General features: G+C 61.0%; 13 protein-coding genes. 1 reads left to right on the top strand and 12 read right to left on the bottom strand.

The genetic code is table 11. The features are described from left to right. Positions 1–51: 51 nt before the first annotated feature. From ileS to J1G33_RS16850, 8 genes are all read right to left on the bottom strand, one after another. Entirely contained in the window at positions 52–3,144 is a 3,093-nt protein-coding gene (ileS, locus tag J1G33_RS16885; protein ID WP_032877014.1) for an isoleucine--tRNA ligase, read from the bottom strand. Between the two features lie 82 nt (positions 3,145–3,226). Next, a complete protein-coding gene (locus J1G33_RS16880) occupies positions 3,227–4,165 on the bottom strand; it encodes an alpha/beta hydrolase (protein ID WP_103735466.1) in 939 nt (312 codons plus the stop codon). A gap of 45 nt (positions 4,166–4,210) precedes the next feature. Further along, positions 4,211–7,786 (bottom strand): beta-ketoacyl synthase N-terminal-like domain-containing protein, encoded by a 3,576-nt coding sequence (locus tag J1G33_RS16875; RefSeq protein ID WP_148852244.1) that lies wholly within the window; start codon positions 7,784–7,786, stop codon positions 4,211–4,213. An 11-nt stretch (positions 7,787–7,797) separates the two neighbouring features. Then, the gene (locus J1G33_RS16870) at positions 7,798–8,541 is read right to left on the bottom strand and encodes a polyketide synthase (protein ID WP_223018437.1); all 744 of its coding nucleotides are present in this window, start codon (positions 8,539–8,541) and stop codon (positions 7,798–7,800) included. A 53-nt stretch (positions 8,542–8,594) separates the two neighbouring features. Beyond that, entirely contained in the window at positions 8,595–9,362 is a 768-nt protein-coding gene (locus J1G33_RS16865; protein ID WP_032877018.1) for an enoyl-CoA hydratase/isomerase, read from the bottom strand. Continuing rightward, on the bottom strand, positions 9,359–10,624 hold the full coding sequence (locus J1G33_RS16860) for a hydroxymethylglutaryl-CoA synthase (protein ID WP_032877019.1): 1,266 nt from the start codon (positions 10,622–10,624) through the stop codon (positions 9,359–9,361). The genes J1G33_RS16865 and J1G33_RS16860 overlap by 4 nt, the downstream gene beginning before the upstream one ends. Continuing rightward, positions 10,621–11,859 carry a beta-ketoacyl synthase N-terminal-like domain-containing protein gene (locus J1G33_RS16855; protein ID WP_032877020.1) on the bottom strand — a complete coding sequence of 413 codons (1,239 nt, stop codon included), beginning with the start codon at positions 11,857–11,859 and terminating at the stop codon, positions 10,621–10,623. Before J1G33_RS16855 ends, J1G33_RS16860 begins: the two co-directional genes overlap by 4 nt. Beyond that, complete coding sequence (locus J1G33_RS16850; RefSeq protein WP_032877021.1) at positions 11,846–12,082, bottom strand: acyl carrier protein; 237 nt, start codon at positions 12,080–12,082, stop codon at positions 11,846–11,848. Before J1G33_RS16850 ends, J1G33_RS16855 begins: the two co-directional genes overlap by 14 nt. Positions 12,083–12,243: 161 nt before the next feature. Between J1G33_RS16850 and J1G33_RS16845 the strand changes: the two genes are divergently transcribed. Further along, the gene (locus tag J1G33_RS16845) at positions 12,244–13,254 is read left to right on the top strand and encodes an NAD-dependent epimerase/dehydratase family protein (RefSeq protein ID WP_223018436.1); all 1,011 of its coding nucleotides are present in this window, start codon (positions 12,244–12,246) and stop codon (positions 13,252–13,254) included. A 20-nt stretch (positions 13,255–13,274) separates the two neighbouring features. Here the strand turns inward: J1G33_RS16845 and J1G33_RS16840 are convergent, their stop codons facing one another. The 4 genes from J1G33_RS16840 to J1G33_RS16825 are packed head-to-tail and all read right to left on the bottom strand — an operon-like array spanning position 13,275 to position 15,691. Next, positions 13,275–13,526 (bottom strand): acyl carrier protein, encoded by a 252-nt coding sequence (locus J1G33_RS16840; RefSeq protein ID WP_032877023.1) that lies wholly within the window; start codon positions 13,524–13,526, stop codon positions 13,275–13,277. A gap of 56 nt (positions 13,527–13,582) precedes the next feature. Beyond that, a complete protein-coding gene (locus J1G33_RS16835; protein ID WP_032877025.1) occupies positions 13,583–14,605 on the bottom strand; it encodes a zinc-binding dehydrogenase in 1,023 nt (340 codons plus the stop codon). Positions 14,606–14,628: 23 nt separating this feature from the next. Further along, complete coding sequence (locus tag J1G33_RS16830; RefSeq protein WP_032877026.1) at positions 14,629–15,372, bottom strand: SDR family NAD(P)-dependent oxidoreductase; 744 nt, start codon at positions 15,370–15,372, stop codon at positions 14,629–14,631. A gap of 40 nt (positions 15,373–15,412) precedes the next feature. Continuing rightward, positions 15,413–15,691 carry a phosphopantetheine-binding protein gene (locus J1G33_RS16825; RefSeq protein ID WP_032881025.1) on the bottom strand — a complete coding sequence of 93 codons (279 nt, stop codon included), beginning with the start codon at positions 15,689–15,691 and terminating at the stop codon, positions 15,413–15,415. Positions 15,692–15,759: the final 68 nt, after the last annotated feature.

Here is a 15,759-nt window from a genome sequence, read left to right as displayed (position 1 = left end):
AGCGGCACCACCTGGTGCCGCTCGACAGCGCGGCACCAGGTCGGCATTGCCTCAGGCCAGTACGCTACGGCGCAGTTGAATACGCACAGGGTCGCCCTCGGGCAGCTCGACTTCGTCCACTGCCAGCGGCGCCTCAAGATCGCTGCGCAACAAGCTCTGGACCAGTAACTGGCTCTTGAGCCAGTCCTCGTGGTGCACCAGGATCTCATCGACATAGGCACCGCCGAGCACGGCGATGTCGACTTTTTCGGTGTAGCCCAGCTTGGCTTTCTTGCGCAGGTCTTGCAGCCTGCGGTTGAGCTCACGTACGGCGCCTTCGCGCTTGAGCGAGGCATCGATGTCCAAGTCCAGCCAGACCACCATGTTCTCGACAATCCCGACGTTATTGAGCGTGTCACGCACGGTCAGGCGACGCTCGAACTCGTGGGGCTGGATCGTCTGCCCTGCGGCAACCAGCACCCCCTGTTCATCGATTACATACTCTCCGGCCTTTACCGCTGTGGTGACCGCCTTCATCGCCGGGCCCAGTCGCTTGCCGAGCAAGGAGAAGATCAATACCACCACGGGCTGCGCCCACTCGTCGGCATCGGCGGCCCACTGGACCTGCTTGACGTTGAGTTCCTCCTCGAGGAACTGTGCATAGCGCTCCAGTACGGCCTGTTCGATACCCGCGACGCGAATGCTGCGCAACGGAAACTTCTGCGAAACCCCATTGGTTTCGCGCACATTGCGCACGCTGGCGATCAAGTTACGCAGGCTGCTCATCTCATCGGCCAGCTCGTACGACAGGTACTGGCGATCGATGCTCGGCCAGTCTTGCAGGTGCACAGAGTCGGCATACCCCAGTTCGGTGTAGACCGCCTCAGCCAGAAACGGCATGAAGGGCGCCAGCAGACGAGCAAAATTAGATAACGCGTAGTGCAGCACTTCATAGCACTGGCGCTTGTCGTCATCCAGGCCATCGCGCCAGATGCGTGCCTTGTTCAAGCGCAGGTACCAGGTACTCAAGACGTTGATGAACACTTCGATACGCGAATAGATCTTGGAAAAATCCAGAGACTCCATCCACATCTTGATATCCGATTCCAGCGCCGCCAACTCATGCAACAAGTAGTGGTCCAGGACATTGTCCAGGGGCTGGCCAAGGTCGCCGGAAGGACTGAACTGGTCGATTTCGGTGAACGTTTTATAGAACTGCAGGCAATTCCAGAACAGCAGATGGTAGCGGCGCACCACGTCGCGCACCGACTCTTCACTGAACTTGATGTCCTCTCCCTTGCAGACCGGCGATGCCAGCAAGGCCACGCGCAAGGCGTCCGAACCGTGGGTCTGCATGAGATCCATCGGGTTGGGGTAGTTCTTCAGGCGCTTGGACATCTTGCGACCGTCCTTGGCCAGAATCACCCCGTGGCACATGGCGTTCTTGAAGGGGTTCTGCTCGAAACAGCCGGTGGAGATGACCATCATCGTGTAGAACCAACCGCGGGTCTGCGCAAGGTACTCGACGATGAAGTCGGCAGGGAAAGTCTGTTCGAACTCCTGCTTGTTTTCGAACGGGTAGTGCCGACTGGCGAACGGCATTGCGCCCGATTCGAACCAGCAATCGAAGACACCGGTCACCCGACTCATGGTGCCCTCGCAGCACTGGCAGGCGAAACGATGCTCGTCGATATGAGGCACATGCAGGTCTTCGACCTTGCGCCCGGAACGCGCTTCGATCTGCGCGATGCTGCCCATCACCTCGACGGTGCCGCACTGGTCACAGCGCCATACCGGGATGGGCGCACCCCAGAAACGGTTGCGCGACACCGCCCAATCGCGGGCATTACGGATCCAGTCCCCGAAGCGCCCTTCCTTCACATGCTCGGGCACCCAGTTGACCTGGCTGTTGTTTTCCACCAACTGCTCGCGCAGCGCCGACGCGCGGATGAACCAGGACTCTACCGCGCGATAGATCAGAGGGTTATCGCAACGCCAGCAGTGTGGATAGTTGTGTTCGATCTGTTCTTGCTTGAACAGCAAGCCACTGCTCTTCAGATCTGCAAGGATGCGCGGCGTGGCCTCGAAAATATTCTGCCCGGCATACTGCGCCACCGCATCGGAAAAGGTACCGTCGTCGCGAACAGGGTTAGGTGCAGGCAACTCGTATTGCTGCCCGAGCAAGGCGTCGTCCTCACCGAACGCAGGGGCAATGTGGACAATGCCAGAGCCATCGCCCATCTGTACGAAGTCGGCGGTGACCACGCGATGGGCCGAGGCATCGATCACCTCGCCGACCACCGGCAGATAACGCAGCCCAGCCAGCTCTGCGCCGGTACAGCGTTCCAGGATCACCGGCTCATCGAACAAGCCGCCCAGGCAACCTTCGGCCAGCCATAGGCGCTCTTCGCCGTGCTCGATGCACACATAGTTTTCATCGGCGGCCACGGCCAGTGCGACGTTGGCAGGCAACGTCCAGGGTGTGGTGGTCCATGCCAGGAAGAAAGTGTCCGGGCGGTCTTGTTGCCTGAACTTGACATAGGCGGACATATCGCGGCGCGGGCGGAAGGCGTCGTCCAGGCGCGCCTCGAAATTCGACAACACCGTCTGGCAACGCACGCAGTAAGGCACGATCTTGCCGCCCTCGTAGACATGCCCCTTGTCATGCAAGGTTTTAAAGCCCCACAGCACCGACTCCATGTAGTCGTTATCCATGGTCTTGTAGGCGCCATCGAAATCGACCCAACGGCCCATCCGGTTGACAAAGCCACGCCAGTCATCGGCGTACTTGAGCACCAGCTCTCTGCACTCGTCGTTGAACTGCTCCACGCCAAACTCGAGAATATCGCGCTTGGACTTGAAGCCCATGGCCTTCTCGACTTCGAACTCCACCGGCAAGCCGTGGCAATCCCAGCCCCAGCGGCGTGGGACCTGTTTGCCGAGCATCGTCTGGTAACGCGGTATGACGTCTTTGATATAGGAAGTCAGAATATGGCCGTAGTGCGGCAGGCCGGTAGCAAACGGCGGGCCGTCATAAAATACGTACACCGGCTTACCCTCACGGGCGCTGATGGATTGCTCGAACGTCTTTTCTTTTTCCCACCGCTCGAGTACCGCATCTTCCATTGCCGGAAATCTAACCGGCCCACTTCCTTCCGTACTCATCAGTCACACCTGTCAGTAAAAACAAAAAAAGCACCCCCTCGGGGCTTTACCTTACCTGGCGGTCTGCCGCCGCCATCGCCCGTCAATCCACGTCTGCCTCACCCTGTCGACTGGCGGCCGATACAACTGACGGCGCACAAAAAGGGGTGAGAAAAGCAGGTGGCACGGTACGACAGTCAAACGCTTCCAGCGTTTGCAGAAACCCCAGCATAACCTTGGATACACTCTCTTGTGTATCAGAGAAAAGCGTGTAGTGCCCCCAATCGTCCATGATGCGCACCTGCGCATTGGGCAGAATCTCTCCCAGGCTCAGTGAGTCCTGGAACGACACCATGGTGTCTTGCCGCCCCCCTATCACCAGGACTGGCACGCTGATCGGGGCACACCACTGGCGATCCACTTCAGGCTCAGCGGCGCTTTGGATCAGGTACATATAGCGCAGCAATGCCTGGGGGCCGCTTTTGAAGGGAGCCTCCACCAAGCCGCGGATGCGCGCATCGGCCAGCCCTGTGAGGCGGGTGGCTGTCTGTTCCGTGTTATTGGCGAAGATGGTGTGGTACATGAAATCGAGCTTGGACTCATCTTCGACCAATATGCGACTGACCTTGCCAATGGCATCGCCAGCCACTGCGCTGTAGCGGCTATTGAAGAAATTCGGGCTGTTGAACAACAGCAGCGCCTCCAAGCGTGCGGGCCATCTGCGCGCGTAAGCCAACGCGGTATGAATGCCGGTGCACCAGGCGGCCAGTACCACCGGGCCAGGAGCGAGCATGGCCATCAGGTGTTCCAGGTCGCGCACCTGATCGTCCAGCGCATATTCGCGAAACCTATCGTCATACGCCCCCGGCAATCCGCGCCGTTCCCAGGTGACAAAGCCAATACCGGCCGCCTGCAGCGCCTGGGCCACGCCCTGCGTCACGGCGTTGCCGATGCCCAGGGCATTGACGAACACCACGGTGCCACCCGGCGCCTGCGTGTGTAGCACCTCCAGGCTCAAGCCATCGTGCGTGATCAGTTGCATGCTGTGTGTCCCTCTCTTCACTGTGCCTGCTTGCCCCAAGGTGCCTCATGTACCGGTTTGTCGCTGCCCCGCCACGCCTGCTGCCAGATTGTTGATCTCGTCCCAGATGTGCAGCGAACGGCTTTGCCATGCCAACGGATAGCGGCTGGCGGCGGCCTGATAGAAATCCGCCGCGGCCTCCCGATCCGTCGCAGCCCGCCGGCAATACTCGTTCAGGGCCCAGCCATAGGCCGAAATCGCCAGGCCCGAACCCAGGCCGGCGTTGGGCGAGCCGGTGCCGGCTGCATCTCCTACCAACAACAGGTTGCCATCAACTACCCGTTCGGCCCTGCTGTGATGCACCGCAATACGTTGCGTCAACCAGTTGATCCCCTGGTGCTCGACGCCCCAGCTTTTGGCGAAGAAGTCAGCTTTGTCCAAAAGCAGCTCGAGCGCCGGTGGCGTCGGTGTGCTGCTGTAGAACGCCACGCCAAACTCTTTGCGCACAGGGTAGGCCAGGCCAAAAGCGCAGTGATCGAGACGCCCGCGCGAATCGAAGGCGAACTCATAGCTCAAGCGTGACGTCGCAACCTCACTGGCGCAGTGAAACACATACCAGCTCTCACTGCCCTGAGGGGTCTGCAGCAGCGTGCACTCGATGCCCGCGGCCTGGGCCACGGCACTGCGCGCACCGTCAGCGACCACAACCAGATCGGCATCGAGGGGGAATGACGGCGCACCTGCCGTTGCACTCAGCAACACTTGCCAGGTAGCGGGCCTGCTGTCGTCGGCGACCACCGTCGCCTGATGGTCGGCGATAAAACGCACGCCCCGCGCGCAAGCCTGCTCCATCAACACCGCCTGCAAGTCGGCCAGGGAAATGGCCATCACCGACTCACCCACGAACAGCTCGGCGACTGTCTCGTCTCCATACGCCATGCTTGCATCGATACTGTCGAGAATGCCGGCCGGCAACTCGCGGGAGAAATACCGGGTGCGCTGCCCGGCGCTATTGAGGTAGAAATCGTGTCGCACGATCCGTGCGGCGCGCCGTGCAACGGCATCCAGCACCCCGATGCTTTTCAGGTAGGGCAAGGTGTGAGGGTAAAGCGTGACCATTTGCATACGGTTGATCGCGGTACGCTTTTCGACCACATACACCTGCTCGAAACCATTGGCCGCCAGGGTCAGGGCTGCCACCAGGCCAGCCGGCCCGGCCCCCAGCACCACACCGCGTTTGCCGGCCCATGCCCGCTCCGGCAGCGCGGCGGGTTGGTGGGCAAAATCGAAGGCGTAGCCGTTGCGGTGGTACACCTGCAATTGTTCCGGCGCAACGTAGTTACTCGCCGCAGGCACACTCGGCACGATCGGGGTAGCGGTCGACGGCATCGGCTCGCTGACCGGAGGCGGCATGGGAGCGAGCATTTGCTCAAGCTGTTCGATCAGCGCGCCGGCTGTCCTACACAGCACTAACTGCGGGCCGTCACGACTCTCATCCAGCCCCTCCAATGCCTGGCAAAGGCAAGCCGCCAGCACCAGCATGGTCACTGAATTCAAACCGTAATCAAGCAACGGCTTGCCCAATTGCAACGTGTGCGGATCGATTTGCGTCAGTGCGGCGATTTGCGCACGCACCACCTCATGCACATCCTCGGCGTTCGCCTCCAGCGCGATGGCTATCGCAGGCGCAGGCGTGGCGGATGTGTCAACGGTCGGCAGCCAACAGTGAACCTTGGCAAACGGATAAGTCGGCAGCTCGACGATGCGGCGGCCAGCACGCAGGCTGGCCTGGCGAGACACCTGTTGCAGGCTGATCTGTCCAACAACCCAGGCCCGGGCCTGCTCTTCCAGGCTCAACGTCTGGCGCTCAAGGGGCGCGGTATCCGGCACCTCGACCTCCTCAAGGTCACCATAGTGAATCACCACGCCGTCCACACTGCCCTGTTGCCGGTGAACACAGGCCAGCGCCGCATCCAGAGTGTCGAGCAAGGTGCCAGGTTGGCGCTGCACCCATGCCACCCGGCAGTTCATGGCTTCACGACCCTGACTGAGGGTAAACGCCAAGTCATCCAGGGTGAGCGAAGGGGTGGCAGCCAATGCTCGCCGAGCACTGCCAAGCACAGCCTGCAGGCGCTCGTTAGTCGCTGCGGAAAAAACCAATAGCCACGGGCCTGGCGTTGAGACCGGCTCAACGGCGGCGGGTGCAGCGTCGTACGCCTGCAACAGCAGGTGGGCATTCGCACCGCCAGCGGCGAATGTATGCACAGCGGCACGGCGCGGTGTCGGCCAGGGCATGCCGCCAGGTGCATCGCTGGGATGGTGCCAATGCTCCAGGCTGCGCTGGGCCCGCAGCGGCGCCTCATCAGCGCGGGTTTGTGGATTAAGCGGTTCGGTCAGAATCGACGGCACCAGCACCCGGTCACGCAGTTGCAACGCCACCTTGATCACCTGCGCCAGGCCAATCGCGGCTTCTGCATGGCCAATGTTCGACTTCACCGAACCCAGACGGCAGTGTGGCAAGTGCGTATTGCGCGGCCCATAGACGCTTCGCAACGCCTGGAACTCAGCGACATCGCCCAGGGTTGCACCTGAGGCCGAGGTCTCGACGTAATCGACACTCCGGGGGTCGATGCCCGAGCGCTGGAAATGCCGCGACAGCAGGGTCTCGAACGCAGCAGCACTCGGCACGCTGTAGCCGGGTGTATAGCCTTTGTGGCTGATAGCGGTGGACTTGATCACCGCAGTGACCGTGTCACCTTCTTCAATCGCCTGTTTGAGCGGCTTGAGCAGCACCGCAGCCACGGTTTCACCGGGCAGGAACCCGTCTGCCTGCCCGTAGGCTCGAACCCCCGGATGACTGGCGAGCAGTTGCCCCTGGCACAACGCAATATATTTGAACGGGTGGATAGACAGATTCGTCGCCCCCACCACCGCCAACCGGCAACTGCCGCTGCGCAGGCTTTCGCAGGCCAGATGCAGCGCCGTTGCCGCCGAGGAACACATGGTGTCGAGCGCCAGGCTGGGACCCTTGAGGTTGAAAAAATGCGAAATCCGGTTGGCCATGCTTGCGGTCGATGACAAGGCTACCGTGGCCTTGCGCGGCACATCGGCGTCGAACGCGTGGTACTGCTGATACATCGAACCGGTAAACACCCCGACCTCGCCGTCGCAGGACTCAGCCAGGTAATCGCGGGTGTAGCCGATGCGTTCGAACAAGGTCCAGACCTCCTGCAAAAGCAGGCGCTCCTGAGGGTCCATCAACTGGGCTTCGCGCGGAGAAATGCCGAAAAACAGTGAATCGAAACGGTCCACATCCTCGATGAACCCGCCCCATCGGCAATACGCCCTGCCCGGCTCACCCTTTTGTGCACTGAAATACGTGTCGGTATCCCAGCGGGTCGCCGGCACTTGCGTAATGCTGTCTACGCCAGCACGCAAATTGTCCCAGAACTGCTCCACCGACGCCGCACCAGGAAAGCGTCCCGCCATGCTGATGATGGCAATATCGCCAGCTTCCACCGCCACGGGATCAGGGGTTTGCGCCGTCGGCTGGGGTGCCGGCAGCATACGCAGGCGTGCCTTGGCCTGCTCGATGCTCAGCCGGCCCTCGCGCAGTTCGTCGAGGATGGTCTTCAGGGTCATAAGGGTCTCTCTCACCGGCCAAACAAGGTTGAGATTCGCTCGCCGACTTCCGGCTGATGCATTGTCAACGCGTGCATCGCCAGCTCACGCTCAATGACCGCGGGGAGGTCTTCGCGCAGCTTGCGATTTAGATGGTGCTTGAGCGTGACCAGCGACAACCGGGGCTTGTCGGCCAACTCCATCGCCAACTCCAGGGCGTGGGACAGCACCTGGGCACGCGGTAACACTGCAAACGGCGCGCCGCGTGCTTCAAGTAGCGCACCACTGTAGCTCTGCGCCGCCAGGAGCATTTCCTGGCCGAGGCTACCGAGCCGGGAGGGCAGGATATAGGTCGCGCCCATGCCGGGGGTAAAGCCGTACTTCATGAAGTTGGCGGTATACAGGCTCTCGCGGGACAACACCACGATGTCGCAGAACAAGCCCATTACCAGGCCGCCGCCGATAGCATGCCCCTGCATCGCGGCGATCACCGGGATCTTGCATTCAAATGCAAGGCTGTAGACATTGGCATCGGTAAAATCGCCACGCGTCTGGTTCAAGGCAAGCAGCCCTTCGCGGGTGCCGCCACTGCAAAAAAAACTGTCGTAGCCCGTGATCACCACTGCCTTGTAGGCGTCGCTGGCGTTGATTCGCGCATAGGCCTGTATCAATCCGTCGATCAACGCCGGCGTGAAGGTATTCTTATGCTCACGGTCCTGGAGCGTGAGCACCACTACCCCGTCGTCACGCGCCTGAAAATCGATGACACTGTCCATCGGCACTCCTCTTTGCAACGATTCGCCAGCCATGGGCGCGCCCGTCAGGCACATCAATCAGGCTCCCATGGGAACAGGCCGTGGCTGACATAGCGGTGGATGTTTTCGCGGGTGCGCGGGTTGCTGAATACCTGGTGATTTTGCTCGATGGCCATCTGTCGGGCGTCGAACGGTAACGTGGACAGCCTGTTCATATAGCCCTTGTATTGCTCGACGCCATGCTTGGACAGGCGCCGCAAGCGCAACAGGTGGCGGCGCAGCAACGCATCGCTATCGCTTGCCACGTCGTCCGCCAGCCCCCACTGGCTGGCCTGTGCCGCACTGACCGGCTGGGTCGACAGCGTCAGGTAATGCGCGCGCTGGAAGCCCACGCGACGAATCAGAAACGGCAACACACACGCCGGCATTACGTCAAAGATGAGTTCCGAGAGGCTGAACTGGGCATCGGTATGGCTGAGAACGATGTCACTCGCAGCCACGAAGCCCATGCCCCCGGCGTTGGCCTTGCCCCGTACATGACTCACCGTGATGAACGAACCGGTAACCATACGCTGCCAGATTTCATAGAGCCGCTCTGGTTGATGGCGTTCGCTGGCGCCGCGCACGGCGTCGTCATGCATGCCTTGGAAATCTGCGCCGAAACAAAAAACCTCGGGCCCGCCTTCAAGCACCAGCACGGTCGAATGCGCCTGGCAGTGTTCCAATACCCATAGGCATTCGTCGACCATTTGGCGGTTGATCGTATTGTTCGACTCAGGACGCGCAAAACGCAGGAATGCCAGGCTGCCTTCAGTGCGAAACTCGGTGGCCTGGAAGTTCATGGCTGGAAACTGTATTCGCGGTGGTAACCGTTGATCGCGCTTAACAGTAACTTGCCCGACAACCCTCCCGCCGCGATTACGCTGTCGGTGACTGGACAGGCGACGGTGTGGTCGCGGGTACCAAACCGCACGGCGTCATTGCCCAGCAGGATTGACTCGTACTCAGCCAGGCTCAGGCTATAGCGACTATCGAGTTGTTGTGCGATGGCCTGGGCAGACAGATGATCACGACTCTGGGGCGTGACCGTACCGCTGAAAAACTCCGAGCAGCAACCCGAGCCATAGGAAAAGCATCCAATACGCCGAGGCTCATCGAACCGCGCGGTGCTGATGATGCCGGCCAGGGACAGAAACATCGTGGCCCCCATGATATTGCCCACACGTTGGCAGTACGCCAGCCCAGGCGCCACACGCTGGGCGAAATCAGCTTCGATGGCTGGCGGGTCGGCTGGCGCGAACTTGCGCATCATCAAGCGGTGCGCGCCTTTGACCATGCCACCAAAAGGCGTGTGAAACGCCAGGTAGTCGAACGTGCGCGCATAGTCCACGTCGTCGACCCGAAGGCGATATTCATTGAAGGTTTGCTCACAGCAATCCAGGTACGACATCAACGATAGATCGGCGTCCCCGGCTTCGCTGTCGGGCTCCGGCCGACAGGTGTCCATCACCTCGAAGCTGTAATAACCACTGGCGCCGATGTCGAGGCTGAATACATGCGGCTTGTCACTGATCAACATGGCCACTGCGCCCGCACCGCCACTGGGTTCCGAAAAAGCCCAGTCCTGCGCCGCGGCGCCGCCTTCACCAATCATCAGGAAGCGACACAGGTCCACTGCGACCACCAGTGCCTTGGCATTGGGCGAGGTCTGGGACAACACGAACTGCACCGCGCTATGAAAACCGGCAGTGCCCGAGTAGCAGGCCTGCTTGAGTTCGAAAACCCGGCAGTTTTTTTTCAGCCCCAAGTAGTCATGCACATAAGTACTGACGGACTTGCCGAAATCGATTCCCGACTCGGTACAGGTAATCAACAACTCAATCTGATCGCGCTCTTGCGGGCTCAAGGCATCGATCAGTGGCTTGGCGGCATTCACGGCAAACGTCACCGGGTCTTCGCTGTGCAACGCCACGCTCTTTTCGTGCATCAGCAGGTTGCCGAAACGCTGGGAGTCCAGCTTGCGGTGTCGCGCAAGCATGGTCACATCCAGGCTCGCCGCGCCGCCAAATACGTTCATTGCCTCGATACCCACTTGCCTCGTCATTGCAGCCTTCCTGAGTTTTCCAGACACAACGCTGTATTGATGCCGCCGAAGCCATAGCTGAGGTTGAGTGCACAGCGCAGGGCGTGCTGTTCAGCGCGGTCGCAGACCCATGCGAACCCGGTATCCAGGGGGTGATCCAGGTTGCGGTTGGGGTGCAGTTGCCCGGCCTTCATTTGCAGTACCGTGGCTATGGTCTCCACCAGCCCGGCAGAAGCCAGGCCATGACCGATGAGGGACTTAGTCGCGTTGATCGACGCCTCGCGCAAGCCGCAATGAGCCAAGGCACGCAGTTCGGTTTCATCACCCAGTACCGAGCCACTGCCGTGCGGGTTGATATAGTCCACCTGGCGCGCCTGCCAGCCCGACTTGTCCAGGGCCTGGCGGATCACACAGGACTCCCCGTCAAACGAAGGGTTGGGGTTGCGATTGCCGTCCATCGCCACTGACCAGCCGGCAATCCGCGCATACGGCGAAACGCCACGGCGGCGCACGCTGGCCTCGCTTTCAATCACCACGACTGCACTGGATTCACCGTAGATGAACCCATCGCGATCACGGTCAAAAGGGCGGCACGCCAGGGCCGGACTCTCGGCAAAACGGTCCGAGCCCATCGCCCCCAGGGAGCGAAAGCCATGGCACTCCCAATACGACAGATCCATCACCGGCGCCAAGGCAATGCACACGTCCACATCCCCGGCTCGCACAGCCTGGGCCGCATTGATAATCGCCATCTGCCCACTGGCCGACGCAGCCCCCAGAGTGTAAGCGAACCCCCGAATGGGGAAGCGCTCGGTGCAAACTCCACACAGGTCGGTATCGAGAAACTGCGTCGCGTAGCTGGGCTTGATGAAGTACGGGGTCAGCGCGCAAGGCGCATGGGCCTGCTCGATGGCGCGCTGCTGGAAGTTAGAGCCACCGACCACCAGGCCGATACGCGTCGGGTCACACTGATCCAGCTGCGCATCCGCCCACGCTTCTGCCAAGGTCGCCAGGGCAATGCGCGCAGAGAACGACATACCCCGCGAACCGGATTCCAGGTTGGCGCCGGCTTGCTCGTCCACATCGATTTCAGCACCGATGAATGTGCTTTCCAACTGACGACCCGGGCGGCGCATCATCGAAAAAGCATGATTGCCAGCCAGCAAGGCCTGGATAAAGTCATGCTGACCGGTGCCGATGGACGAAGCCACGCCCAGCCCGCTGATCAACAGCCCTTGCGTGTCAGAGCTTGCCATGAAGCAACTCGGCCAATTCGCCGATATTGCGAGCGGCCTGCGTCTGCACCATTGGCATGCGCAACCCAAGGGCGCTCAAAGTCATGGCGACGATGTCGGCGCGGTCCATCGAATTGGCGCCCAGGTCCACCAGGCGGTCGTTCCGGGCGATGGGTTGTTGAAGCTCAGGGAGGGTTTCGCGGGCATGCTTGACGATCAAATCGAAGACTTCGGCCTGGGTCATTTATCTATCCTTTAGCCGGCTCAACCGGTGGTTGCTCAGGGGGTGCAGCGACTAACTTAGCGGATCGAAATCGGCGGGAAACCTATAAGACCTTGTAGTAGTCAGTGATCGCGGTCTGGGCTATACCCAGCAACCGTGTGAACACCCAAGGATCGCTACCGATGCCCCGACACATCTGTATCACCGGCGCCTCAGGCTTTCTGGGCAGCCATATTGTGGAAAAGCTGCTGCACCACGGCTGCACCGTCGACGCCCTGTTGCGCCGCCCCACTGCGCATTTGAAAGGCCTGGCAGCCCGCCACGCGCAACTGCGCCTACACGTAGTCGACCTGGCGCAGCCAGGCGCGTGCAATGCCCTGTTCAGTGAGTGCGACACCGTTATTCACTGCGCCGCCAGCGTCACTAACAACGCCCGGCCTGGCTCGCGGCTTTGGCAGCAAACCCTGGAAATGAATGTCAACGGCACGCAAAACGTAATCGACGGCATACGCCAGGCCGCCAGCGTGCGCACCTTCGTGTACACCTCGTCGATGGCGGCCATTCTGTCGCCAGACATGCCTGCCGGGCACGCCTTCAGCGAGGCCGACTGGAACCATGCCTCCCTGGAAGCCAGCGACCCATACTGGTATTCCAAGACAGCCGCCGAGCGACTGGTGACGGACGCCTTCCAGCCCTGGCCCTGCGAGCCTCGCGTGGTGTGCATCAACCCATCGGTGATCATCGGGCCGGTGCTCGACCCCCGGCATGCTGCCACCAGCATTGCCATCCTCCATGACCTGCACACGGGCAAGACACCGGCCTGCCCGGACCTGAACTTTCATTTCGTGGATGTGCGCGACCTGGCCGAACTGCATGTGCGCGCGGCGCTGGATGACGTCATTGAGGGGCGCTTTATCGTGCCGGGCCATGAGGCTTCGATGCTGGAACTGGCCACAATGATCAAGCAGCGCTTTCCCGACAGCAAGGCACCCCAAAGACGAGCACCCGACTGGTTGATGTACCTCAGCGCGATGCTGAACCCACGCCTGTCGCGTCGCTATCTGCGACAGAACCTTGGCGTGCGCCGGGTATTCGATGACCAGCGCGCCAGGCGCGCCTTTCAATTGAGCTATCGGCCGCTGGAACACAGCGTCGCCGATACCCTTCAATCATTATCCCCGACAGCACCCTGAATCAAGGTTGCGCAGGGCACCTAGCCATGCGCTACCAGGAGATTGACCAGATCGCCTACGGTGTCAAACTTGTAGGCCTCGTTGTTCAGTTGTGCAAACTGGAAATTCGAGCGTTCCTGCAAGCGCGTGAGCAATATCAGCTTGTGCAGGGAATCGATGCCCAGTTCACCCTGCAAGTGCGTTTCAGTCTCGATCGACGCCGTCTCCCATCCCGGCAACTTCAACTCACGGATCGACTCACTGACCGTTTGCTGCGCCACGTTGATTTCCATCTTCACCTCCTCCTACAAGCGACAAAAACGCCGGCGCGTGCAGGCGCCGGCGCGGATTAGAATTGCAATACGATCTTGCCGAACACATCCCGCTCGCGCAGGCGCTGCAAGCCACTTTCGAAACCAGCCACCGGCATCACGCAGTCGATCACGGGCAACACGCCCTGCTGGATCAACGCCAATGCATCGCGCAGCCCACTCAGGGGCGCACCGAAAGAGCCATGAATGTGAATTTGCTGATTGAACAGGTGCATCAGGTTAGTGGGCGCCTCCACGCCTGTGGTCGAGCCGCAGATCACCAGGCGGCCGCCACGCGCCAGGCTCAGGAGACTCTGCTCCCAGGTATCGGCCCCCACATGCTCGAACACCACGTCGACCCCGCGGCGTGCCGTCTGCTCGCGAATCACCCGCAGGAATCGTTCCTCACGGTAATCAATCACATATTCGGCGCCCAATGCCCGGGCACGCTCAACCTTGTCGGCACGACCAACCGTTGCGAATACCGTGACGCCCAGGTGACGGGCCAGGCGAATGGCGATTGAGCCGATCCCGCTGCCTCCCGCGTGCACCAGCAGGGTTTCGCCGCTCATCAGGCGTGCGTTGTCGATCAACATATGGTGCACCGTGGCGAAGGTCACCGGCGCGCAGGCCGCCATTTCCATGGGCACGCCAGCAGGTATCGGCACCAGCATACGCAGCGGGACATCGACGTACTCGGCGGCAACCCCGTCGCAATGAAACCCCATTACGCCGGGCGAGTCGGCGCACAGGTTCTCCCGGCCGGCTAGACAGGCCGGGCAGCACCCACAAAATACACTGGGGTAGATCGCCATGGCCTGCCCGATCAGTTCGGGGTCACTACCTGGCCCCACGTCCTGCACAAAGCCTGCGCCTTCGGCACCCACCGTGACAGGCAATGTCCGTCGTGCGAAGGCCATCCCGCGGTAACCGAAAAGATCCAGGTGATTAAGCGTCATGAACGCCATGCGCACCCGTGCGTGACCCGGCGCGGGCCTGGCAGGCAACACCAGCTCGCGCAGCGCCAGGCGCTGTTTATCAACCAGTTGAAGCGCCCGCATCAAACCTCCTCATTACAGGTTGGCTAGCCGGCCATGCTGCGTGACAGGCCACCATCGACGGTGAGATGTTGCCCGTTGATGTAGCTGCCGGCCTCTGAAAACAAAAACGCCGCCAGCCCCGCCACTTCTTCCGGCGAACCATAGCGACCCGCTGGGATCCGCCGGTCGATGGCCGAACGCTGTTCGGCGTAGCGATCCAGCAGTGCCGTCTCGATAAAACCCGGCTCGATACAATTGATCGTAATAGCGCGTGAGGCGACTTCGGTCATGCTCGAACGTACAAAACCCCGCAGCGCTGCCTTGCTGCTGGCGTACAACGCATTTCCCTTCATACCGAAGTCGGCTGCGACCGAGCCGATGCACAGGATTCTGCCTGCGCGGCGCATGGACATGGGCCGCACCAGGGCCTGGTACAACTGCACAAATGCCCAGAAATTGACTTGCATCATGTGCCGCGCGGTATCCAGGTCCGCAACGGCGGCCAGGCTGTCCTGGCTGACGCCCGCGCAATGCACCAGACCATAAATGTCTTCTGCCTCCAGCGAGCGGCACAGGCCCTCCACGGCCAAGGCATCGCCCAGGTCGCAGCCAACCCAGCGTGCGCTGCCTGCGCCGTATCGGGCGTCCAGCTCTTCGCACAAGGCAACGCCCGCGCTGATGCCACGGTGCCCGACAATCAATACGACAAACCCGGCCTGCACCAACGCCGTGGAAATACTGGCGCCAATGCCTCGGCCGCCGCCGGTAACGACTACCTGCCTACGCATGCCTGAATCTTCCGGGGCCAACCGACGGCCCAGGTATCACTCATGCCGAGGCTGCCGCACGAGCAGCGATCTGGGCAACGAAGTGTTCCATCACGAAGTAATCAGTCATTGCCGCGTTGCCTTCGTTGACGGCACTCATCCATTGGCCCACCGGGATACGGATGTCGTAGTGCTTCTCGATGCAGAACACCGCATCGAGAAAATCCACGCTATCGATCCCCAGATCGGCGAACAAGTTGGTGGTCGGTTCGATATCGCCGGGTTGAACCTTGCAACTGGAAGCCAGCGTACTGACTACGAACGTATAGATTTCTTCCATGTACATGTTCCGCCTTTCAGGGTTCATGGGAGGGACTGTCGGGCGCAATGTACAAGAGTGCCCAAGGG

This window comes from Pseudomonas sp. P867 (genome assembly GCF_019891455.1).
Lineage (GTDB): Bacteria > Pseudomonadota > Gammaproteobacteria > Pseudomonadales > Pseudomonadaceae > Aquipseudomonas > Aquipseudomonas synxantha_A.
Note: the sequence above shows the minus strand (reverse complement) of the source record. Positions and strands in the feature narration are given on the sequence as shown.